Origin of the sequence: Clostridium tetani, from assembly GCF_900167265.1 — a bacterium.
GTDB lineage: Bacteria > Bacillota > Clostridia > Clostridiales > Clostridiaceae > Clostridium_G > Clostridium_G tetani.
Genome location: NZ_FUWT01000005.1, coordinates 43,494 through 66,047, shown reverse-complemented (window position 1 = coordinate 66,047; position 22,554 = coordinate 43,494). Strand labels below are relative to the sequence as shown.

Sequence of the window (22,554 nt, the reverse complement as noted above, 5' to 3'; positions counted from 1 at the left end):
TGTCCCTCCTACTCTCTTAAAGATAAATAGTTATATTTATCATAATTTCCTGTTTCCATAGCTTCCTTTAGCTCCATAAACACTTTTTCTAAATCCTCAACTCTAACATCTCTTCCACCTAAACCATATATATAACTCATTAAAATAGCATCTTTTAACTCTCCATATATTGCTGCTGATACATCTGTAAAAATAGGACCCCCATTTCCAGATAATCCCTCAGCCTTGTCCATTACTGCTAAAGCTTTTACATTCTTTAAAGCTTTAGCAATTTCCTTTCCTGGGAAAGGTCTATATAACCTTATTTTTAGTAGCCCTGCTTTAATACCTTTTTCTCTAAGATCATCTACAACCTTTTTACCAGTTCCTGCAGAAGATCCTATAATAACCATGGCTATATCTGCATCTGAAAGTTTATATTCTTCAAATAAACCATACTTTCTACCTGTTAACTTTTCATATTCTTTACTTACTTCAAGTAAAACTTCCTTTGCATTTAATAGTCCTTGTAGCTGACTTCTCTTCATTTCCATGTAGAAATCTGTTAAAACCATTGGTCCAACTGCCATACTATCTTCCCCTAGCAGTCCATCATTGACTCTTTTGTTTTCTCCAACAAATTCTTTAACTGCTGAATCTTCTAGTAAAGTTACATTCTCAACAGCATGGCTAGTTATAAACCCATCATAACAAACCATTGCTGGTACCATAACCTTCTCATTCTCTGCAACTTTAACAATTTGTATAAAGTTATCATAAGCTTCTTGAGTATTTTCAGAATATATCTGTATCCATCCAGCATCTCTAGCACCCATGGAATCTGAGTGATCATTGTGTATATTAAGTGGTGGTGACATAGCTCTATTTACTAGGGCAAGAATTATAGGACATCTGTCTCCTGCTGCTATATGAAGCATTTCCCACATTAATCCTAACCCATTTGAGGATGTAGCCGTCATTACTCTCGCCCCTGCTGATGATGCCCCTACACATGCACTCATAGCACTATGTTCTGATTCTACAGGTACAAACTCAGTATTACATTTTCCTTCAGCTACAAAGGTAGAAAAATATTGAGGTACTTCTGTGGATGGAGTTATTGGAAACGCTGCTACCACATCAGGCTCTATTTGTTTCATAGCTATAGCTACTGCTTCATTACCACTTAAACTCTTTCTTATCTGATTATCCTTTAACATGTCTATAAATACCTCCTATTCTTCCTCTACTAATTCTAATGCATTAAAGTTACATTGATCTACACAGACACCACAACCTTTACAATGATCATAATCAAAACCTATAACTTTCTCATTCTCCACTATAATTGACATATCAGGACATACTGCCCAACAAAACATACAATGCTTACATTTATCTTCATACCAAATTGGCTTCATTACACGCCAGTCTCCGGTATTAAACTCTACTGCATTTCCTCCTGCATATATAATTCCACCTCTAGGTACTTCAGTCCAAGGTGTTTTAGAGTTTACATTCATTTTATTACTCAATTCCATTCACCTCCTGAATACCTCTTTTTAACGCTTCCATATTCTTAGGTATGAAATGAGGCTTACTTTCAAATTTATGTTTAAAAGATCCTTCCATGTCCCCAATAAATTTATCTATATCTATAATATTTGTTACCCTTACTATTGCCCCTAGCATAGGTGTGTTAGGAAAATATGCTCCTAGAGCTTCTTCTGATATCTTTCTTGCATTTATTGTATATACTTTTCCTTCATATCCATCTAGCTCTTTTCTTATTTCATTAGGAGTTTTTTTAGTATTTACAATAATTCCTCCTTCTTTTTTTAGACCTTTTGTACATACTCCTGTTTTAAGTAAAGTTTCATCTACTACAACTACATAATCTGGTTCATAAATATTGCTATGAACTCTTAGAGGGAAATTAGAAATCCTATTGTAGGCTGTTATAGGTGCTCCCATTCTCTCTGGACCATACTCTGGAAAACCTTGTATATACATTCCAGCATTAAATGCAGCTTCAGCTAATAATAGTGATGCGGTTTTTGCACCCTGTCCTCCTCGTCCATGCCATCTAATTTCCATTAGTTTTTTATCCATTAACTATCTCCCCTTTGCAATTAGTTAAGCATCTATTACTTCTTCATTATCCCAATTCCATGGTTCTTTTTTTATTAATCCATCTGCAAATGGAACAAACATAGAAACTATAGCTGATACACCTAATAATTGTTGATACCATAATAAAGGTATTAATTGGAATGGTGTAACTGCCCCCTTAGTAAAGCTTAATAATATTAACATTTGAGCTCCATAGGGTATAATCCCTTGCATTATACAAGAAAAAATATCTAACATAGCTGCACTTCTTCTAGGGTCTACTTTGTATTCATTACACATTTCTTTAGCTATAGGTCCATTTATTATAATAGCAACTGTATTATTAGCAACAGCTGCATCTGTGATAGCTGCTAATATACCTATACCAAGTTCTGCAGACTTTTTACTCTTAACTCTTCTTTTTATCCTTTGCAGTAAAAATTCTATTCCTCCTGCCTTAGTTATCATATGAGCAAGTCCACCTGTAAACATAGATAAAAGAAAAATATCTATCATTCCTGAGAAACCATTAAATATCTCCTGTGAAAAAGTTATTACCGTAAATTCCTCATAAAATAATCCTATGGCTCCAGATAAAATTATGCCTCCCGTTAAGACTACAAAAACATTTATTCCTATAAGGGCCAATATTAACACAAATAAATAAGGTAAAACTTTTATTACATTATAATCGTAAGTTTGAATAGATGGTGCCACTTCAGGTCTTCCTAATATCAGTAAAAGTATTATTGTAATAATCGCAGCAGGAGCGGCTATAAAAATATTTATTCTAAACTTATCTTTCATTTCACAACCTTGGGTTCTAGTTGCCGCAATGGTTGTATCTGATATAACAGATAAGTTATCTCCAAACATAGCTCCTCCCATTACAGCTGCTAATACAAGGGGCATAGCAAGGCCAGATTTTTCTGCAAGTCCTACAGCTATTGGACCTACAGCTACTATGGAACCTACTGAAGTTCCTGTAGATATTGAAATAAAAGCTGTTATTACAAACAATCCAACAGTTATATATTGGGGTGGAATAAAAGTTAATCCTAAATTTACAGTAGAATCTACCCCTCCCATAGCTTTAGATACAGCAGCAAATCCACCAGCTAATAGATAGATTGTACACATTATTATTATGTCTTTGTTTCCACAACCTTCTATAAGGGCATCGAATTTTTCATTTATAGTACCTTTTAATATAAAAAATGCACTAATTATTCCACAGAATATAGCTACCGGAGCAGGTAACTGATAAAAAGCCATTTCAACACCTTGTGCTTGTAATATAATTCCACTACCAAGATAAATAGCAACAAACACTAAAAACGGGATTAAAGCCTTGCCACTTGCTTTTACTGAATTATTATTCATTAATTTTCTCCCCCTTAAAATCGGGGCAAATATTTTTACCCCACTTGCCCCGTATATTCAATTTTTAAACCCTATTTTTACCCTATTATTTTTTTATAGTATCTAACGCTTGTCTTAAATCTTCAATTATATCTTCAACATTTTCAAGTCCAACAGATAATCTAACTAAATTATCACTAATGCCTGCCGCTTCTCTCTCTTCCTTAGTATATGGAGAATGTGTCATAGACGCTGGATGTTGTATTAAGGTTTCAGCATCCCCTAAGCTTACAGCTAAATTAGCTAACTTAACACTATCCATAATCTTTTTACCTTCTTCTAAACCTCCATTAACTTCAAAGGAAATCATAGCTCCAGGCATTCTCATTTGTTTTTTAGCTATATCATAATATTCAGAATCATTTAAACCTGGGTAGTATACCTTACTAACAGCTTCATGTCCTTGTAAAAATTCTGCCACTTTTTGAGCATTTGCACAATGTCTTTCCATTCTAATTTCTAATGTTTTTAATCCTCTTAAAACCAAGAATGCATCAAAAGGACTTAAAACTGATCCTGTCATATCCTTTACTCCAAAACCTCTAACATTATTTATAAACTCTTGCTTTCCTACTACAAATCCAGCAAGAACATCTCCATGTCCATTTAAGTACTTAGTAGCTGAGTGAACTACCACATCTGCTCCTAACTCTAAAGGTCTTTGAATACATGGTGTACAGAAAGTGTTATCTACAAAAACCATACAATCTTCCTTTTTGTGAGCAATTTCACTTATAGCTTTTATATCTGCTACCTTTAAATTAGGATTAGCAGGTGTTTCTAAGTAAACTACTTTTGTATTTTCTTTTATAGCCTTTTCTACTTCCTCTAAATTAGTAGTATCTACAAAAGTAACTTCAACACCGAATCTTGGTAAACCATGGCATAATAAAGCAAATGTACATCCATATAATGTTTCACCTGCTACTACATGATCCCCTGCCTTTAGAGCTGTCCATAATGCTGAAGATATAGCTCCCATACCTGATGCAGTTGCTATTACAGCCTCTCCACCTTCTAATATAGCCATTTTATCCTCTAATTGACCAGTTGTAGGATTTCCTAGTCTTGTATATATATGTCCACTTTCTTCTCCTGCAAATCTTTTTCCACCCTGTTCAGCAGAGTCAAATATAAAGGTTGATGTCTGATATATTGGTGTAGACAATGCTCCATACTGTGTATCTTTTTTATTTCCCCCATGTATTGCTTTAGTACCAAATCCCATATTTTTTATATCCATATCATATCCCCCTAATTATATATATTTTTACCATTATATATAAAGCAATAATCGTTCCAACTTATTCTAAAATTATAATTATATTAAAAACTCTATGCCTTCAATGTTTCGTAATATATTTCCAAGTATATAAAGTTGCGTGTAAACAATTACACCATTTGTTCAAAGTTATCTGGCAATTAATGTTTACACCTGTAAATTATTCTTTCCATTTTATATTATATTTGTTTACTTTATTTATAATGGTTGTATGCGATACCCCTAAAGCTTTAGCTGTTCGTCTAAAACTTTTATTCTTTTTTAAAGATTTTATTATTGCTTCTTTTTCCACTGTCTCTATTATATCTTTCAATTTTAAATCTTTATCTTGAGTTTCTTCTTCAATAGTAGGTGTTTTAGATAAATTCAACATTACATGCTCTTTTTTTAACATATCTCCACTACACAAGTTCATGGCTCTTTCTACTACATTTTCAAGTTCTCTTATATTACCTGGCCACTTATACTCTAAAAGCTCTTCTATAAATTTAAGCTTTGCACCCATAATTCTTTTATTTAATTTCTTATTTAATTTATCAATAAAGAATCCAGTTAATATAGGTATGTCTTCCATTCTATCTCTTAGGGGAGGAATAAATACAGGAATTACATTTAATCTATAATATAAGTCCTCTCTGAATTCTTTATTCTTAACCATATATTCTAAATTTCTATTAGTAGCACATATAATTCTTACATCTACTTTTTCTTCTTTATTACTACCAATTTTTCTTATGACACCTTCTTGTAAAACCCTTAAAAGTTTAGCTTGTACTAACAAGGGTAATTCTCCTATTTCATCTAAAATTAAAGTACCTTCATGAGCTTCTTTAAATAGACCATCTCTACTAGATGATGCTCCTGTAAAACTTCCCTTTTCATATCCAAATAATTCACTTTCAATTAAACTAGGAGGTATTGCCGCACAATTTACAGTAACTAATTTTTTATTACTTCTTACACTTAAATTATGAATTGCCTTTGCAAATAAGTCCTTTCCTGTTCCACTTTCTCCTCTTAACATAATTGTAGAGTTGTTTTTAGCCACAGATTTTATCATTTCTTTTACTTTTTTTATTGCTTCACTATTTCCTATTATTTCTTTAAACACACCTTCATGGCTAGAGGAAAACACATTTGCAATTTCCATTACTTTTTTTATATCCCTTATGGAAGAAACAACACCTATATTATTATCTTCATCATCTTTTACTGGTGTTATAGTAGTTAGATATTGTTTGGCTCCTTTACCCGTATCTACTTTGATTTTTATATTTTCTTCATTTTTTCCACTTTTTATTAAATCTATTATTGAATCATCTTTTATTAATGTTCTCAAATCTTTTCCTTCAATATAACCTTTGTCATAATAGAATATATTTTCACAATATTTATTAAATACCTCTACTTTCAAATCCTTATTTATATACATGATTCCTTCATCCACAGAATCAATTACCGCCAATAACTTTCTATGATATTTTTCATGCTCAAGAAGTTCCACTTTTTTTATATTGTATATACCATCTATGCTATATATATTCTTTATTAATTTAGATATTTTATTTTTATGTATATTTTCTACTTTTACATATACTTTATTAGGAAATACTTCTACAGATGTAAGATTTATATTTAATTCATAAATTTTATCTAATATTTTTAAAGTCATTCCCATTCGGTCTACAGCTGTAATCTCTAATCTAATATATTTATCCATATCTAATTATATTCCCCTTTTTAATTAATGCCATTTATTATAGGTAATAATTAAATCTTATTTTAAAGTGGAAGCCAAAATAATATTTCAACCTCCACTTTATTCTTTAAGTTAATAGTTTATTATTTAATTATAGTAATTCTTTTCTTAATTCTTCTGGTGTTTTAGGTGAAAGATACGAAAAAGGAATATCTAAAACTGTAACCGCTCCCTTTTTGCCTTCTTTTGAGAGTTTATATATAGCTCTAGAATAAGCTACTAAAACACTAGAAGTAAATTCTGCATTACTTTCTAAGTTTAAATTAAATTCCATTACCTGCTTTGCACCACCTTGGGTATTTCCAGATCTTATTACAAAACCTCCATGTGGTAATCCTGCGTGATTTAATTTAAGTTCTTCTTCTGTAATAAAATGAACTGTTGTATTATAATCTGCAAAATAGTCTGGCATGGTTTTAATATCTTGTTCTATCTTTTTTAAATCTGCATTTTCTTCTGGAACTACATAACAAACTCTTTCATGTTTTTCTCTTGTGGTAAAGTCACATTGTTCTCCGCTTCTAGCTTTGTCTAAAGCTCCTTTTATTGGTATTGTATATTGTATTCCATTCTTCACACCCTGTACTCTTCTTATTGCGTCTGAGTGACCCTGACTTACTCCTTTGCCCCAGAAGGTATGAGTTTTTCCTTTTGGTAAAATAGATTCCCCTAGAAGACGATTCAATGAAAATAATCCTGGATCCCATCCTGTGGATATCAGACTTATGTTACCTGCTTTTTTAGATATCTCATCCATCCTCTCAAAATGTTGAGGTATTCTTCCATGATTATCAAAACTATCCACAGTATTAAACTGTGATGCAATCATTGGACCTTGCTCTACTAAATCTGTTGCAGACCCTCCACATAAAATCATTACATCAACTGTATCTTTATACAATTCTAATCTTGAAATATGTACTAATTTAGAATTATTACTATCTACTTTATTTATGTCTCTTCTTGTAAATATAGCTTCTAGTTCCATGTCATCATTTTGTTTAATTGCCTTTTCTACGCCCTTACCTATATTCCCATAACCTACAATTCCTATTCTAATTTTACTATTCATTTTATCCCTCCTATGCTTATTGTTTTCAACTACATCTGTTTATATTATTATTATATCAAAATCATATCCATTCACTAAACTTTTTATATATATTTTTTCTATGAATGGAATTAGTATTCATTATAATTAGTATAATAAGAAATTATATGTACTAAAAAACCCCTATCAAAGTCTATATTTGATAAGGGCATTTATATTTATATTCATTTTACAAATAATATATAGTTATTAGTGTGAGCATCCATGATCATGTTTACAAGTATTGTTAACAGAGAACTCTTGTAATTGTCCTGTTTGTAAAAGCTCAATATTTTTTGCAGCAGTATCTTCTTTAACCTTATATACCTTTATTCCTTGGTTATTTAATTTCATTAATGCTCCTGCTCCAATTCCTGCTACTAAAATTGCATCTACAGCTTCTCCTCCTAATGCTTTAAGAGGTTGACACATACCATGAGCATGATGTAAATCTTCATTTTTAATTTCCTTTATTCCTTGGCTTTCTGAATCATAGATTAAGAAATAAGGTGCTGATCCAAAGTGGTTGAAAGGTACACTTTCTAATCCATTATTTTTTTCTACCGGAATACATATCTTCATATTACATTACCTCCATTTATTTGAAAATTTATGTTTTGATTCTTCTTTAGTTATTGGCTTATGCTAATAACTATGATACACCTTGAATTTATTCTTGTCAAATGCCAATAACAATATATTTAATTTATTTTTACTTTCTCATCATTCGTAACATACGTTACTTATTATATTTTAATAATTATATATAATGGATACATTGGCAAATCATATAAATTATATTGGGAGATGAAATAATGTATATTGGTAACCTTAAAAGACAACATATTGAAATATGTAAAATTATAGAAGACATAAACTCTTTATTGTGTAATATAGAAAGTAATTCATCTAAGATAAGTTTAAATATAAATTTATTATCTGGTAAATTAAAAATTCATTTTCAAACTGAAGATAAGTTTTTATATCCAGATTTATTTAATAGTGAAGTTTCTAAAATAAAAACTACTGCTAAATCTTTTGTAAATGAGTGGGGTTATTTAAGTTCAGTTTTTGAAGATTATAAAAACAAATTTAATACTAAGTCTAAAATTTGTTCTAATATATCTTTATTTGAAAAAGAAACAAAGAAAATAATTAATGCCTTAAATGACAGAATTAATAGAGAAGAGAAGGATTTATATACACTAATTGGCTAAATAAATTATTTTATTTTCATAGCTTTTCTTTGTATACACCTTACAATAGATGCCAAAAGTTTTCTAGGTGTTATTTTAGAAATAAATACTAAAACTTTATTTAATAATCCAGGGACTTCAACTCTTTTTCCCTTCATTAAAGCTCTATATCCTATTTCAGCTACAGTTCTAGCACTCATTGCATTTTTTAATTCACCTTTTCCTGAGTTTTTAGCAAATTCTGTGCTTGTAGTTCCAGGACATAGTGTTGTAACTTTTATATTATATGGTTTAAGCTCGTTATAAAGAGCTTCTGAAAAAGATAAAACATAAGCCTTTGTTGCATAGTATACAGCAATTAAAGGCCCTGGTTGATATGCTCCAGTGGAAGCTATATTTAATATGCCTCCACTTTTTCTTTTTACCATGTCTACAGTTACAAGTCTAGTAAGTTCAGTTAAAGCAACTATATTAAGTTGGATAACATCTTTATGTTTTTCTAAATCTATTTCATGAAAAAAACCACACTGCCCTACTCCAGCATTATTCACAAGTACGTCTATATCAAAGCCCAAATCCTTTATTTTATAAAATACATCTTCAGCTGCCCTTGGTTTTGATAAATCATTTTCCATTATCACCACAGATATTTTATAGTAATTTTCAAGATACTTCTTTATTTCCTTTAATTTATATAATCTTCTTGCCACTAATATTAAATTATAATTGCTTTTCGCAAATACATAAGCTAGTTCATAGCCTATTCCAGAGGATGCACCTGTTATTAAAACTGTTTTCCTTTTATTCTTCAATAAAATCTACACCCTTCTTATTTATTATCTTATCTTCAAGTTTACATGATTTAATTTTCTTTAATGCCATTTTAAAATTCCCCACATCCATAGGTCTATGAGCATCGCTTCCCACAGAAAATTTTATATTCTCCACATTAGATATTTCACAAAGTTCCTCTACAGTAGGATGTTTATGAAAATTGTTTATTTCAATAGCAGTTCCATACTTTTGACAAACTTTTGCTACTTTTAAAACATCTACAGGAAATTTGTCATTTATATGAGTTATAATATCTATATTATAGTTTTCTATAGATTTTATCATAGCATATGTATTTATACACTCTATTTCAGTTATTAGTTCTTTGTTTATATGATTTTTTATATCATCTCTTTTATTAATTCTTTTTCTTATATTATTTAAAAGATCTATGTGGGATATGTCAAAGTGTATACCTACAAGTAAAATATCTATATTCTTTAATACTTTCTCATTTATATCTATGTTTCCGTACTTATCTATTATATTTGCTTCTATTCCTAGTAATATATTTATATTTTTTTCATACTTTTCCCTTAAAAACTTTATTTCTTCTTGTATCTTGTCAAATTCATTAATATTTATACCATAATTAGAAAGTAATGGTCCATGGTCAGTTATAGCTATGGTTTTTAAACCCTTTTTTATTGCAATTTGAATATTGTCCTCTATTGTACCTACACCATGGCTAAACTTTGTATGGGTATGATAATCTTCTAAAATCTTCATATAATTCTTCCCATCAAACTATTTTTATAAATATTCTCAAGTTGTAAATCGTATATATTTACATATCCTATAAAACAAGTACATATTTTATTTCTACAAGGAGTGCTTTTCTTTATATCTTCTAAATTATCTTTATATATATTCCCTAAAACCACACTATCTTTATAACATCTATGGATAATTCCATTTCCTTCAACCCAGAATACACATTCTCCAGTTTTACAACTTAATCCATTAGACTTATAATTTTTAATATTTATTTCAAAATGTGGATCTATTTTTTTTATCTCATCTATATCATTTTCTGAATAATAATCTTTTTTATCTTTATAGGCATTTACCCAAATATAAGGTTTTGTATTTTTTATACTTTCTATTTTTAATTTAAGCTTTTTTATTTTATATAAATTTTCTTTTATACCTACTGTTCCTACTGAAAAAGTAATATACTTTTCGCTTAATTCATTAACATTACTAAAGAATTTATTTAATTCAACTTCATTTGGATGATATGTTATCCACAGTTTTAATTTTTGTTTATTAACATTATCCACCCAATTTATACTATTACTTAAATTAGTTTGAACTACTATTTCCTCAACATTTTGTAAATAGCTTAAATACGTAATTCCTTCTTTATAATAATCAAAACCTAAAATTTCTCCCTTAGGTGCTATAAATATTTTAAAATTATTTTTACTTTCTGTGATAAAATTAATAAACTTTTTAAATAATTTTTTATCTTTTTCAACCTTTGATTGGTCAAACTTATATTTAGAAAATGGACAGTATTCGCATCTATAGTTACAGTACTTTATGCTGGGTCTGTATATAATTGTATACATCATTTACTTTACTCCGAAAAATCTTGTGTTTTTTTATTTACTTCGTTTGAAATAAATAAACATCCCATAGCATCAGAATATTTTAATCCTTTTTCTGTAGGATAAACTCTAGTGCCTTTTTTTATTAAAAATCCTTTATCTATAAGTAAATTAATTTCATTAAAATCATCAAAAATATTTTTATTAAATCTTTTAAAATATTCCTCTAAATCTAGACCTGTGACTTTAAGTATAGATTTTAATATATATTTTCTTTTTATCTCATCCTCAGATAAAATATAGCCATAAGTTGCATAATAAAGATTTTCTTCTTTTAAATAATTATTTATTATACTGTTGATATTGCTTTGATTTACAGCATACTTTATAGAATAATGAATATTTGATATATAAGATCTAGCGCCACATCCAATACCTATCATCTCATTTTCTTGACAACTATATGATGGATATAATTTTTCATTCATATCCTCTCTTATAAAATTTCTCATAGATGTTTGTATATACCCATTTTTTATAAGTTCATCCTTAGCTAGCTCATACATATTTGTCATCTTATTAAAATCTCTTTTATATTTTTCATATAGCTTAGTTTTCTCTCTTATATACAGTGGATATATAAATATTTCTTCTGGTCTATATTCTATAACTCTCTTTAAAGAATCCATAAAAGATTCCATGCTTTGTGAAGGTATGCCATATATTAAATCTAAATTTTTTATTTCTATATTTTCTTTTTTCATAAGTTCTAATGATTTATTTATATTGTTAACAGTTTCAAATCTACATATTTCTTTTAATTCACATTCTTTAAAACTTTGAATACCCATGCTTATTCTATTTATATGAAATTTTTTTAATAAATCAATATACTCTTTATTCATAGTATTTGGAGATGTTTCCATAGAGAAAAATATTTTCTTAAAATCAATATTTAAATCCTTTTCTATAACTATTAGTAATTTTTCCATTAAGTCCTTTGGTAATGCTGTGGGAGTTCCTCCTCCAAATATTACACTATAAAATACACTTTCTTTTCTTAAATCTAATATATTTTTAACAGCTTTAATTTCTTCTATTAACTTATTCACATATTTACTCATTTTATCTTTATTAAAATCTGTAGTAGAAAATAAATTGCAATATCCACACTTATTTAAACAAAAAGGTATATGTATATACAAAGTCAAATTATCACTTTTTCTATTTTCCCAAAGCTTTTTTAAATCAAATGCTTTATCAAAGGTTCTATAAGATTTTTTATGAGGATAAGAATATATGTAACTTTTATAAGGGTTTTCCTCTATATATTTTTCCAAATCTGTCATGTTAAATTACTCCCTTAACTTTTATAAATAAAAATGTTTATATGGAACAGTCCAAACTATTTCATGAGATAAATTATGACCTTCATATCCATCCTCACCATAGCAAGTTCCATGATCTGATGTAGTTATACAAAAAGTTCTATTTCTTTTTTTCATATAATCAAATAATGGTTTTAAAGCTTTATCTACATAACATAAAGCTTCTTCTTGGCTTTCTACACAATCTAATTCTGAAGCTAGAATATTCTTTTTTTCATCATATTTATTTTTACTATCTTTATATTTATCTAAATAAAAATAATTAGGTCCATGCATAGCTGAAACATTTATAAAAAGAAATACTCTTTCACTTTTATCCAGCTTCTCCAGAGTTTTTATTGCAAACTCCACTTGATGTTCAGTAGAATTTTTATTATTAACTCCAAATTTAGGATTCCAATAACTTTTTTGAAATAAATTAGGCAGATTACTACAAAGTGCATTTATTTTACTAAAAAATATAACCCCACCTATGCAAATTGTTGTATATCCTTCCTTTTCTAAAGCTTGAACAAAACTTCCTTCTTCGAATAAATAAGTATTTTTTAAATTAAATCCTCTTATCATTTGATTTTTCATAAAAAATAAATGTTCTCTTTTATTTAAAGGTATATAATCGCTAGGAGTAGGTAAAAAGCCTCCAAAAAAACTATGATGTGTTGAATATGTAAAATTCCCTGGAGTATGTCTTTTTTCAAAAGGTCCATCCTTACAAAGATTTGGAAGACTTCCCTTCTCATATGCCCTATTTGCAACATCATATCTTAATGTATCTAAAGTTATAAATAAAATATCATCTTTTCCTACTACCTCATTCATATTAATGTTCATAATATCTCTCCCAACTTTTTAATGGATTCTTGAACTTCTTTATAATATATATTTTTTTCTGTTCCTATTAAGTGATGTAGCAAATCTCCAAAGGGATTTACATCTATTATATAAGGCTTATTTCCTGTACTCATAACTACATCAATTCCCGATATAAATGAATTATTAAATGCTTTCATTACTGATTCCGATGCCTTTTTAATTATTTCTATATTTTTAGGTTCTATAAACTTTTCACTTTCCAACCTATTATTTCTTAGGTGTAAATTAGTGATAGGTGTTTTACTAAGTCTTGATAATAAATATTCCACTTTATTATTTACTACTATAACTCTAGTATCATAAGCTTGTCCTTTATATTTACTTTTAGGTATCCACATTTCTATGTGAGCATCATTTTCTAGCACCCAATCAATCATTTTCTTTATAATATCTTTGTCTTTAATACAATTTACTTTATATGTACTGAAAAATATTTTTTCTTCTTTAGAATAATTTAAGGATGTATATATGATTTCTTCATTTAATCTTGGATTATTTGAATAGGCTATTACCCCTTCACTACCTGAACCATATCTTAATTTTATAAAACATTTTAAATATTTATTAGCTGTATCTTCTCTAAACTCATCATAATCTTTATAATTCTTTAACCTTTTAGGTAAATAAAAATCTTTTATATTTTCTTCTAGAAAATCATAGGTTAACTTTTTATCCATCATAATTAAAGTTTCTTTAATATTTGTGGTCATAAAAATATTTTTTCCTTTATTGGCATTTACAATATCTTCAATGCCATAAAACATTTCTTTTATACCACAATACCATTGAGCTGGTGCTATTATAGGACATTTTTCAAAATCTATATTATCTATTTCTTTTGATGATACTATTCCCTTTTTTAAACCAACTTTCAAAAAAGATTTATATAAGTATAAATCTTTTTCTGGTGGCTCAATTTTTATTATAGTATTATTATGCATATGCTTTTTAATAATATCTAAATTTGTTAATAAATCCTGCCATGTTACAATATTGTAGTTGTATATATTTTCACTTTTTAGGCAATTAACAAATTCTTTTAACCTTTTTCCCTTTTTATCTCCTATTAATAAAAAATTACTCTTCATATTATTCTGATATAAAGGGTGATCTCCACTCTTCATCCTCATCAAGGTCATATACATCATCTTGATCTAATGAATATTTTAAATTAAGCTTTTCAAAGCTTTCTTCTAATTTATTTAAAAAATCTTCTGATATATAATTATAAGTTAAGTCTATTTCTTTTAAATTAGATAGCTTGTCTAGATTATTAAGAATAACTTCTGCTCCTTTATCTGATAAAACACCAAAAGATATGTCTAAAACTTCTAGTGTTTCTACTATATCTGATTGGAATAGCTTTTCACAAATTTCATCTTGTATTTCACTATTTTTAAGTCCTAAGTATTTTAGTTTAGGATATTTGCTCTTATTCATAAATACTTGTATATCTTCTATTTTTGCATCAAATCCATAGTTACTATCACCAAAATATATTTCTAGTTTTTCAAGATTAGGTAATTCTGCCAGTGCTATATCTTCTATGGTCTCCTTAGAAGTTCCCCCTGAAATTACTATTAATTCTTTTAATGTGTTACTTTTTAGATTTTTAAATCTTAAATTCATTCCACCTTGCGCTGTAAATGAATTTAAATTAAAATTATTTATAAGTGGAGCTAGATCCCCATTAAATATCCATGATATTTCACATTCTTCAGAATCCATATCTCCAAAATAAATCTTTTTTAGGTTTGGAAATCTATCTTTATTTTCAACTATAAATTTAACTATTTTATCCGCTTCATTATTTTCATCCCAAGCTTCTATCCAACAACCTATTCTTAGTTCTTCATGATCGTATGTACTATACTTATTTAAGTATTCCTCTATAACTTCTGCTAAACTATCAATTTCATATTCATCTTCATATTCTAAAAAAAACTTTGTACTTTCTTTGCTGATGTCGTTCATATTTATTCCTCCTATTTTTCTGTGATTTTTAGTTTGTATATATTTCTTTTATTTTATAGTATTTTAGTAAATAATGCTATATTATTAGCAATACCTTTAGCTATCTTATAAAGGGTTTCATCTGGTTGGTTTGATCCATAATAATCTCTATAAGTAAATGTATCTTCTGGAACTTTATAATCATGTTTTTCTTCTATCAAATTCCATTGATCAACATTTATTTTTTTACTTTTTATAATTTCCAGTTCCTCTTTATTCAAACATAAATATCTCATAAAGCCTGAGCTAATAAATAAAATTTCCCTATTATTTATATATAATTTTAAGTTGCTTGGATAATATTTAAGATTGTCAATTTCTTCATCTTCATTATGAAAGTATGGTTCTTCTAATTTATAAATTATTTCTTTTGTACTATTGGCTATCATACCACTTATATCCATTGTTTTGGAGCCAATCTCATCAGAACTAAAATTTAAACCTTGCTGTGACAAGATTTCAAATTCTTCATCTGTAATTGTAAGACATACATAATCATCCACAGAAACAACTAATTGTCTATCACTTGTTAATAACTTAATTTTACACTGACTTATAATTCTCTCAATTTCTTTACTACTAGATATAAATTTTTTAATTGTATATGTTAGTTTACCACTTATCTCAATATAATTTTTATTATTTTCACATATTTTAATGTTTACATCACTTAATTTTGAAATAAAACTTAGAAATTCTGTATTTCTTTCACTTATTGGTACATAAAATACAAAGTACTCTGATTTATTTAAATAAAATAAAAATAATAACTTCCACCGTTCTTGTTTTATATTATTAATAACGCAAAAAGTGGTTTCCATAGTTTGAATATTAGGTACTTGTAAAATTGGTTCACCACTCTGTTTAAAATCTTTATCTAGATTAAAACTTATACTAAATGAATCTGCTTTCTCTATACAAAATGAAAATATATTTTTCCACTCACTAGGTGTTGTATCTAAATCCTTGCCATTATGCGTTCCATTTGTAATGTTAAAAAATTTAAAACTCATAGTTATACTCCTTTAAAATATATATTTTAGTTATCCGCATTGAATTTATTACAAACCAAATATTATATAGATGTATTTTTGACTTCTCAAATTTAAATATTTCAAGAACATATTAATTTTATCATAAATAAGCTTTTGCAGAAGTAACAAACTATCAAAATTTTACATTTATTTAATATTTCCTCTATTCTTGTTCATACAAAAAAGAGAGAAAGCCAGGCTTTAACTCCTGATTTTCTCTTCATTTTTTCATTTAACTTTTTTTCAATTTTACCCCTATTCCACAGTAACTGACTTAGCTAAATTCCTTGGTTTATCCACATCGCATCCCTTTTCTAAGGATACATAGTAAGAATATAATTGTAGTGGTATAACGGATAATAAAGGTGCAAAAATTGATTTAGTCTTTGGAATATAAATAGCTTCCTCTACAGCTTTATCCATATTCTTTTGTCCTTCAAAAGCTATTCCTATTGCCTTTGCTCCCCTTGTAGTTACTTCTTTTATATTACTTACAGTTTTATCAAATAATTCTTCCTGAGTTGCCAGCGTTATAACTATAGTACCTTCTTCTATTAATGCAATAGGTCCATGTTTTAATTCTCCTGCTGCATAAGCTTCTGAATGTATATAGGATATTTCTTTTAATTTTAAAGATCCTTCTAATGCTACAGCATAATCAAGACCTCTTCCTAAGAAGAACATATCTTTCTTCATATGAGTTTTTGAAGCTAATTTTTTCATAATTTCATCAGTTTCTAAACATTTTTCTGCCTTATCAGGAATGGATAACATTTCTTCTTTTAACTCTTCTAATTCTTCTTTATTAAGTGTACCTTTTTCTTGAGCAAAGTAAAGCGCTAATATATACATTGCAACTAGTTGAGTTTCATAAGCTTTAGTTGATGCTACAGCTATTTCTGGTCCTGCCCAAGTGTATAGTATATCATCTGCTTCTCTAGATATTGAGCTTCCTACTACATTTGTTACTGCTATAACTCTAGCACCTTTTTTCTTTGCTTCTCTTAGGGCTGCTAAGGTATCCGCTGTTTCTCCAGATTGGCTTATTACTATCATTAAAGTATCTTTATCTATTATAGGATTTTTATATCTAAACTCTGAAGCTATATCCACTTCAACTGGTATTCTAGCTAATTTTTCTATTGTGTATTTTCCAACTAGTCCAGCATGATATGCTGTTCCACAAGCTACTATATATATTTTATTTATTTTTTCCATTTGTTCTTTAGAAATTTCTATATTGTCTAATTTAATGTCTTTTCCTAACATTATTCTTGAAGTCATTGTATCTTTTATTACTTTAGGTTGTTCATGTATTTCTTTTAACATAAAGTGGTCATATCCACCTTTTTCAGCTGCATCTGCATTCCAAGTTACATGATAAATTTCTCTTTTTATTTCTTTTCCTTCTTTATCAAATAATTTAACTCCATCTTTAGTCATTAAAACAAATTCATTATCCTTTAATAAATATATATCCCTTGTATGATTTAATACAGCTGGTATATCTGAGGCAATAAAGTATTCTTCTTCTCCAAGCCCTACAATTAAAGGACTGTCCTTTCTTACTGCAACTACTTTATCTGGTTCTTCACTACAAACTACACCTATTGCATAGCTTCCTTCTACTTTAGATATTGCAGTCATTACAGCTTCTAATAGGTCTCCTTTATAGTAATAGTCTATTAAATGTGGTAATACCTCAGTATCTGTTTCTGATACAAATTTATATCCTTCTGAAGTTAACCATTCTCTTAACTCTATATAATTTTCTATTATTCCATTGTGTACAACACTTATAGTTCCTTTTTCATTATTATGAGGATGTGAATTTTTGTCTGAAGGCTCTCCATGAGTAGCCCATCTTGTATGACCTATTCCAATATCCCCTATCATTGATTCCTCATTTAATTTTTCTTCAAGATTAACTAATCTACCTTTACATTTTCTAGTTCTAATTACTTGGTCTTCAATAATAGCTACTCCTGCTGAGTCATATCCTCTGTATTCTAACTTTGATAATCCCTCAACTAAAATTGGTGCAGCTTCCTTTTTTCCAATGTATCCAACTATTCCGCACATATTCATCTTCCTTTCTTTTTTTAAGGTTTTAACACCTGATTGATTTGTACCAAAAATTACTCCTTGGTTTTGTCAATCTTTAACGGTAGTGCAGTACCGTGGGGCACCCGCCGAAGATTCGATACTCCCCATCCTCGTCAACTTAAGTGACACCCCAAATCTGTGATTTGGTTGGTGGAACTTACTCAGACCATAGTCTGAGTTTCATTAATCTTACTCCAAATCTGTGATTTGGTTAGTCGAACTTACTCAGACCATAGTCTGAGTTTCATCACCTAAGTCCTGGCGCTTTATTATATTTTAAAAATGGATAGAAATGCATTAATTATAGTATGGATCTCTACCCATCATTAAGCTAATATTATTTTGTTTTCTTTTCAATTAATTTTACTAAATCATGAGCTATTTTATCTATTTCTTCTTGATTTTCACCTTCTAGCATAACTCTTACTAAAGGTTCTGTTCCTGAAGGTCTTATAAGTACTCTACCCTTACCTTCCATTTGTTCTTCTATTTTTTTTATTTCTCCTGCTATTTCTTCATCTTCTATATATATATTCTTCATATTATTGGTCACCTTAGCATTTAAAAGCACTTGAGGTAACTCTTTCATAATAGAGGCTAATTCTGATAATTTTTTATTGCTATCCTTTATAATAGAAGAAAGTTGCAATGCAGTTACCAATCCATCTCCTGTAGTGTTATAATCTAAAAATATAATATGTCCGGATTGTTCTCCACCTATTTTATATCCCTCTTTAAGCATTTCTTCTAGTACATATCTATCTCCAACTTTTGTTTTAATTAAATCTATTTTTTCTCTTTCCATAGCAATAAACAATCCGATATTACTCATTACAGTAACTACCATGGTATTCTTATCTAATTTTTTGTGGTCTTTCATATATTTAGCACATATTGCCATCATGAAATCTCCATTAACAATATTCCCTTTTTCATCTACTGCTAGGCATCTATCAGCATCTCCATCAAAGGCTAATCCAAAATCACAGCCCTTTTCAACTACATATTTTCTTAAAGATTCCATATGTGTAGAGCCACAATCTTTATTTATATTCTTCCCATTAGGTTCATTATTAATTACATAAACTTCTGCACCTAAATCTTTAAAAGTCTCTACTGATGCCTTATAGCTTGCCCCATTTGCACAGTCTAAAGCAACTCTTAATCCTTTTAGATCTCCTTTTATAGTTCCTTTGGCAAATTCTATGTAATCCTTTATTGCATCATCTATTATTGTCTTTTCTCCTATATCTTCGCCTGTAGGGCAAGGAACACCTTCAAAATTATTCTCTATTACACTTTGAATTCTATCTTCTAGCTCATCTGGTAATTTATATCCACCTTTATCAAAAAACTTTATTCCATTATATTCAACTGGATTATGTGAAGCTGATATTACTACTCCTGCATCTGCTCCATACTTTCTAGTTAAATGTGCTACCGCTGGAGTTGGAACAATTCCTAAACAAATAGCTTCTCCACCCATTGAAAGTATTCCCGCTACTAAAGCACTTTCAAGCATATGTCCAGATATTCTAGTATCCATCCCCACAACTATTTTAGGTTTATGGGTTCCTTCTGTTAGAACATAGGCACCTGCCTTACCTAAATTATAGGCAACTTCTGCTGTTAATTCTTCATTAGCAATGCCTCTAACACCATCAGTCCCAAACATTCTACTCATATCAATATACCTCTTTCTTTTTAATCCTTTAATTACTTCATTTAAAAGTATACAAAATAATTATAATATAAATTAGTGCTTCTAACAATAAATTTTTAAGGTGACTAAGTGTATACTTAGTCACCTTAAAAAAAGTTATTTATATTCTTTTGCTTTTTCTTCACCATTAAGTACCCTTAATCCACCTTGTGTCAATGCTAAAAGTTCATCTTCTCCTGGATATAATACTACTGGTGCTATAAATTTAACTTTATTTTCTATTTCTTTTGTTACATATTTACTATATGCTATTCCCCCTGTTAAAACTATAGCATCTACATTTCCTTCTAGAACTACAGAACATTTTCCTATTTCTTTACTTATTTGATATATAAATGCATCTAATATTAACTTATATTTTTCATCTCCAGCTAATGCTTTTTCTTCAACTTCTCTAAAATCATTAGTTCCAAGGTATGCTACAGCTCCACCTTTTCCATTTATCTTTTTGATAATTTCATCTAGAGTATATTTACCTGAATAGCATAATCTTACTAAATCTCCGATCGGAACTCCCCCTGATCTTTCTGGTGAGAATGGTCCTTCTCCATCTAGTGCGTTATTTACATCTATAATTTTTCCATTTTTATGAGCACCTACAGATGATCCTCCACCCATGTGTACTACAACTATATTTACATCTTCATAGCTTTTATTATTTTCCTTTGCATATCTTCTAGCAACGGCTTTTTGGTTTAGGGCATGGAATATGCTTGTTCTTTCTATTTCTGGCATTCCCGAAATTCTTGCAATGTCTTGAAGTTCATCTACAACTACTGGATCTACTATAAATGCAGGAATATTTAAAGATTTAGCTATTTCATTTCCTATTATTCCGCCTAGGTTAGATGCATGTTCTCCCCTAACGCTTTCTCTTAAATCCTTAAGCATTGCATCATTAACTTCGTATGTACCACCTTCTACTGGTTTTAGAAGTCCGCCTCTTCCAACTATTGCATCTAAAGTATTAATATCGAATCCTTTTTCCTTTAACACATTTAAAATAACTTCTTTTCTAAAAGGAAATTGTTCATATACATTAGAATACTTTCCTATTTCTTCTGCTGAGTGTCTTAGAGTTTCTTCAAATATTAAATTTTCATCTTCAAAAACTCCTATTTTTGTTGATGTAGAGCCTGGGTTTATTATTAATAGTTTATGTGCCATTTTTATTTTCCTCCCTTTAATTTTATTTCATATTTTCTGCAACTAATGCAGCTAACGCAATTGAATACATCTTTGTTTCATGACTATCGTTTCTTGAAGTTAATACTACTGGTGCTGATGTTCCAACTAATAAACATCCATTTTTAGCATCTGTAGTATATGTTAATGTTTTATACATAATGTTTCCTGCTTGTATATCTGGAAGTACTAATATATCTGCCTTTCCTGCAACCGGCCCTGTAACTTTTTTATGTTTTGCAGCTTCCTCAGATAATGCATTATCTATTGCAAATGGTCCGTCAACTATACAACCTTTTATTTGACCTCTGTCGCTCATTTTTGCTAAAAGTGAAGCATCTATAGTTTCTGGCATATTTGGATTTACAACTTCTACTGCACATACTGCTGCAACCTTTGGACATTCATTTCCCATTGAATGTGCCACTGCTGCTGCATTTTCTATCATTTGAGCCTTTTCTTTTAAATCAGGATACATATTGAATGCTACATCTGTTAATATTAAAAGCCTATCAAATTTATCTGTTTCAAATACAGCTACGTGAGACATTAATTTTCCAGTTCTTAAACCTACTTCCTTATGTAAAACTGCTCTTAGGAAATTAGCTGTATCAACTAATCCTTTCATAAGCATGTCTGCTTTACCTGTTGAAACTAGTTCCGCTGCCTTTAGGGCTGCTTTTTTCATATCTGGTTCGTGAATTATTTCAAAATCTTCTATGTTCATGTTTATTTCTTTAGCTATAGATTTTATTTCTTCTTCGTTTCCAACTAATATAGCATCTGCTATTTTATTATTTTTAGCATCTCTTATTGCTTCTAATACAGGTTTGTCCTGTGCTACAGCTACCGCTACCTTTTTAGTACTTTGCTGTTGAACTTTTTGTAGTATTTCATTAAAATTTTTAATCATACTATCACCTCTTCATTTTTTTAAAAAACTTTGATATCTTTTTAACTAATATGTTTAAAAAATAACATTTCTATTCTATATTCTAACAAATA

General features: G+C 29.0%; 21 protein-coding genes. 1 reads left to right on the top strand and 20 read right to left on the bottom strand.

Annotation, left to right across the window (positions count from 1 at the left end; genetic code table 11):
* Window positions 1–8: 8 nt before the first annotated feature.
* The 8 genes from porA to B5D21_RS05070 all read right to left on the bottom strand — a co-directional run bounded on the left by porA (window position 9) and on the right by B5D21_RS05070 (window position 8,226).
* The gene (porA, locus tag B5D21_RS05105) at window positions 9–1,199 is read right to left on the bottom strand and encodes a pyruvate ferredoxin oxidoreductase (RefSeq protein WP_035111582.1); all 1,191 of its coding nucleotides are present in this window, start codon (window positions 1,197–1,199) and stop codon (window positions 9–11) included.
* Between the two features lie 15 nt (window positions 1,200–1,214).
* Window positions 1,215–1,520, bottom strand: coding sequence for a 4Fe-4S binding protein (locus tag B5D21_RS05100; protein ID WP_011100648.1), 306 nt, complete (start codon window positions 1,518–1,520; stop codon window positions 1,215–1,217).
* Window positions 1,507–2,091 (bottom strand): 2-oxoacid:acceptor oxidoreductase family protein, encoded by a 585-nt coding sequence (locus B5D21_RS05095; RefSeq protein WP_011100649.1) that lies wholly within the window; start codon window positions 2,089–2,091, stop codon window positions 1,507–1,509. Before B5D21_RS05095 ends, B5D21_RS05100 begins: the two co-directional genes overlap by 14 nt.
* A gap of 24 nt (window positions 2,092–2,115) precedes the next feature.
* Window positions 2,116–3,474, bottom strand: a complete 1,359-nt coding sequence (locus B5D21_RS05090) for a Na+/H+ antiporter NhaC family protein (protein ID WP_011100650.1) — start codon at window positions 3,472–3,474, stop codon at window positions 2,116–2,118.
* 85 nt (window positions 3,475–3,559) lie between these two features.
* The gene (gene megL, locus B5D21_RS05085; RefSeq protein ID WP_011100651.1) at window positions 3,560–4,756 is read right to left on the bottom strand and encodes a methionine gamma-lyase; all 1,197 of its coding nucleotides are present in this window, start codon (window positions 4,754–4,756) and stop codon (window positions 3,560–3,562) included.
* Window positions 4,757–4,955: 199 nt separating this feature from the next.
* Entirely contained in the window at window positions 4,956–6,515 is a 1,560-nt protein-coding gene (locus tag B5D21_RS05080) for a sigma 54-interacting transcriptional regulator (RefSeq protein WP_011100652.1), read from the bottom strand.
* A 130-nt stretch (window positions 6,516–6,645) separates the two neighbouring features.
* Complete coding sequence (locus tag B5D21_RS05075) at window positions 6,646–7,626, bottom strand: diaminopimelate dehydrogenase (protein WP_011100653.1); 981 nt, start codon at window positions 7,624–7,626, stop codon at window positions 6,646–6,648.
* 228 nt (window positions 7,627–7,854) lie between these two features.
* Window positions 7,855–8,226: a NifB/NifX family molybdenum-iron cluster-binding protein gene (locus B5D21_RS05070; protein WP_011100654.1), complete on the bottom strand. Its 372-nt coding sequence runs from the start codon at window positions 8,224–8,226 to the stop codon at window positions 7,855–7,857.
* Between the two features lie 233 nt (window positions 8,227–8,459).
* Here B5D21_RS05070 and B5D21_RS05065 point away from each other — a divergent pair, with 233 nt between their 5' ends.
* Window positions 8,460–8,861: a hemerythrin domain-containing protein gene (locus B5D21_RS05065; protein WP_035111574.1), complete on the top strand. Its 402-nt coding sequence runs from the start codon at window positions 8,460–8,462 to the stop codon at window positions 8,859–8,861.
* Window positions 8,862–8,866: 5 nt separating this feature from the next.
* Here B5D21_RS05065 and B5D21_RS05060 read toward each other — a convergent pair whose 3' ends face one another.
* The 12 genes from B5D21_RS05060 to ptb form a co-directional block, all read right to left on the bottom strand.
* Complete coding sequence (locus tag B5D21_RS05060; protein WP_242651227.1) at window positions 8,867–9,652, bottom strand: SDR family NAD(P)-dependent oxidoreductase; 786 nt, start codon at window positions 9,650–9,652, stop codon at window positions 8,867–8,869.
* A complete protein-coding gene (locus B5D21_RS05055; protein ID WP_011100657.1) occupies window positions 9,642–10,403 on the bottom strand; it encodes a PHP domain-containing protein in 762 nt (253 codons plus the stop codon). The genes B5D21_RS05060 and B5D21_RS05055 overlap by 11 nt, the downstream gene beginning before the upstream one ends.
* A complete protein-coding gene (locus B5D21_RS05050; RefSeq protein WP_011100658.1) occupies window positions 10,400–11,251 on the bottom strand; it encodes an STM4011 family radical SAM protein in 852 nt (283 codons plus the stop codon). The genes B5D21_RS05055 and B5D21_RS05050 overlap by 4 nt, the downstream gene beginning before the upstream one ends.
* Before the next feature lie 5 nt (window positions 11,252–11,256).
* A complete protein-coding gene (locus tag B5D21_RS05045) occupies window positions 11,257–12,576 on the bottom strand; it encodes an STM4012 family radical SAM protein (RefSeq protein ID WP_011100659.1) in 1,320 nt (439 codons plus the stop codon).
* 21 nt (window positions 12,577–12,597) lie between these two features.
* On the bottom strand, window positions 12,598–13,446 hold the full coding sequence (locus B5D21_RS05040) for an STM4013/SEN3800 family hydrolase (protein WP_011100660.1): 849 nt from the start codon (window positions 13,444–13,446) through the stop codon (window positions 12,598–12,600).
* Window positions 13,443–14,576 (bottom strand): STM4014 family protein, encoded by a 1,134-nt coding sequence (locus B5D21_RS05035; protein WP_128993727.1) that lies wholly within the window; start codon window positions 14,574–14,576, stop codon window positions 13,443–13,445. The genes B5D21_RS05040 and B5D21_RS05035 overlap by 4 nt, the downstream gene beginning before the upstream one ends.
* 1 nt (window position 14,577) lies before the next feature.
* Window positions 14,578–15,462 (bottom strand): STM4015 family protein, encoded by an 885-nt coding sequence (locus B5D21_RS05030; RefSeq protein WP_011100662.1) that lies wholly within the window; start codon window positions 15,460–15,462, stop codon window positions 14,578–14,580.
* 53 nt (window positions 15,463–15,515) lie between these two features.
* Window positions 15,516–16,514 carry a hypothetical protein gene (locus tag B5D21_RS05025; protein ID WP_011100663.1) on the bottom strand — a complete coding sequence of 333 codons (999 nt, stop codon included), beginning with the start codon at window positions 16,512–16,514 and terminating at the stop codon, window positions 15,516–15,518.
* A gap of 276 nt (window positions 16,515–16,790) precedes the next feature.
* Window positions 16,791–18,617 (bottom strand): glutamine--fructose-6-phosphate transaminase (isomerizing), encoded by a 1,827-nt coding sequence (glmS, locus tag B5D21_RS05020; protein ID WP_035111559.1) that lies wholly within the window; start codon window positions 18,615–18,617, stop codon window positions 16,791–16,793.
* 361 nt (window positions 18,618–18,978) lie between these two features.
* Window positions 18,979–20,325 carry a phosphoglucosamine mutase gene (gene glmM, locus B5D21_RS05015; RefSeq protein WP_011100665.1) on the bottom strand — a complete coding sequence of 449 codons (1,347 nt, stop codon included), beginning with the start codon at window positions 20,323–20,325 and terminating at the stop codon, window positions 18,979–18,981.
* A gap of 135 nt (window positions 20,326–20,460) precedes the next feature.
* Window positions 20,461–21,531 (bottom strand): butyrate kinase, encoded by a 1,071-nt coding sequence (gene buk / locus B5D21_RS05010; RefSeq protein WP_011100666.1) that lies wholly within the window; start codon window positions 21,529–21,531, stop codon window positions 20,461–20,463.
* Window positions 21,532–21,553: 22 nt separating this feature from the next.
* Window positions 21,554–22,462: a phosphate butyryltransferase gene (ptb, locus tag B5D21_RS05005; protein ID WP_011100667.1), complete on the bottom strand. Its 909-nt coding sequence runs from the start codon at window positions 22,460–22,462 to the stop codon at window positions 21,554–21,556.
* Window positions 22,463–22,554 lie beyond the last annotated feature (92 nt).

Coding starts and splice junctions, on each gene's coding strand:
- porA (WP_035111582.1), bottom strand. CDS start 1,199: ATGTTAAAGGATAATCAGATAAGAAAGAGTTTAAGTGGTAATGAAGCA.
- B5D21_RS05100 (WP_011100648.1), bottom strand. CDS start 1,520: ATGGAATTGAGTAATAAAATGAATGTAAACTCTAAAACACCTTGGACT.
- B5D21_RS05095 (WP_011100649.1), bottom strand. CDS start 2,091: ATGGATAAAAAACTAATGGAAATTAGATGGCATGGACGAGGAGGACAG.
- B5D21_RS05090 (WP_011100650.1), bottom strand. CDS start 3,474: ATGAATAATAATTCAGTAAAAGCAAGTGGCAAGGCTTTAATCCCGTTT.
- megL (WP_011100651.1), bottom strand. CDS start 4,756: ATGGATATAAAAAATATGGGATTTGGTACTAAAGCAATACATGGGGGA.
- B5D21_RS05080 (WP_011100652.1), bottom strand. CDS start 6,515: ATGGATAAATATATTAGATTAGAGATTACAGCTGTAGACCGAATGGGA.
- B5D21_RS05075 (WP_011100653.1), bottom strand. CDS start 7,626: ATGAATAGTAAAATTAGAATAGGAATTGTAGGTTATGGGAATATAGGT.
- B5D21_RS05070 (WP_011100654.1), bottom strand. CDS start 8,226: ATGAAGATATGTATTCCGGTAGAAAAAAATAATGGATTAGAAAGTGTA.
- B5D21_RS05065 (WP_035111574.1), top strand. CDS start 8,460: ATGTATATTGGTAACCTTAAAAGACAACATATTGAAATATGTAAAATT.
- B5D21_RS05055 (WP_011100657.1), bottom strand. CDS start 10,403: ATGAAGATTTTAGAAGATTATCATACCCATACAAAGTTTAGCCATGGT.
- B5D21_RS05050 (WP_011100658.1), bottom strand. CDS start 11,251: ATGATGTATACAATTATATACAGACCCAGCATAAAGTACTGTAACTAT.
- B5D21_RS05045 (WP_011100659.1), bottom strand. CDS start 12,576: ATGACAGATTTGGAAAAATATATAGAGGAAAACCCTTATAAAAGTTAC.
- B5D21_RS05040 (WP_011100660.1), bottom strand. CDS start 13,446: ATGAACATTAATATGAATGAGGTAGTAGGAAAAGATGATATTTTATTT.
- B5D21_RS05035 (WP_128993727.1), bottom strand. CDS start 14,576: ATGAAGAGTAATTTTTTATTAATAGGAGATAAAAAGGGAAAAAGGTTA.
- B5D21_RS05030 (WP_011100662.1), bottom strand. CDS start 15,462: ATGAACGACATCAGCAAAGAAAGTACAAAGTTTTTTTTAGAATATGAA.
- B5D21_RS05025 (WP_011100663.1), bottom strand. CDS start 16,514: ATGAGTTTTAAATTTTTTAACATTACAAATGGAACGCATAATGGCAAG.
- glmS (WP_035111559.1), bottom strand. CDS start 18,617: ATGTGCGGAATAGTTGGATACATTGGAAAAAAGGAAGCTGCACCAATT.
- glmM (WP_011100665.1), bottom strand. CDS start 20,325: ATGAGTAGAATGTTTGGGACTGATGGTGTTAGAGGCATTGCTAATGAA.
- buk (WP_011100666.1), bottom strand. CDS start 21,531: ATGGCACATAAACTATTAATAATAAACCCAGGCTCTACATCAACAAAA.
- ptb (WP_011100667.1), bottom strand. CDS start 22,462: ATGATTAAAAATTTTAATGAAATACTACAAAAAGTTCAACAGCAAAGT.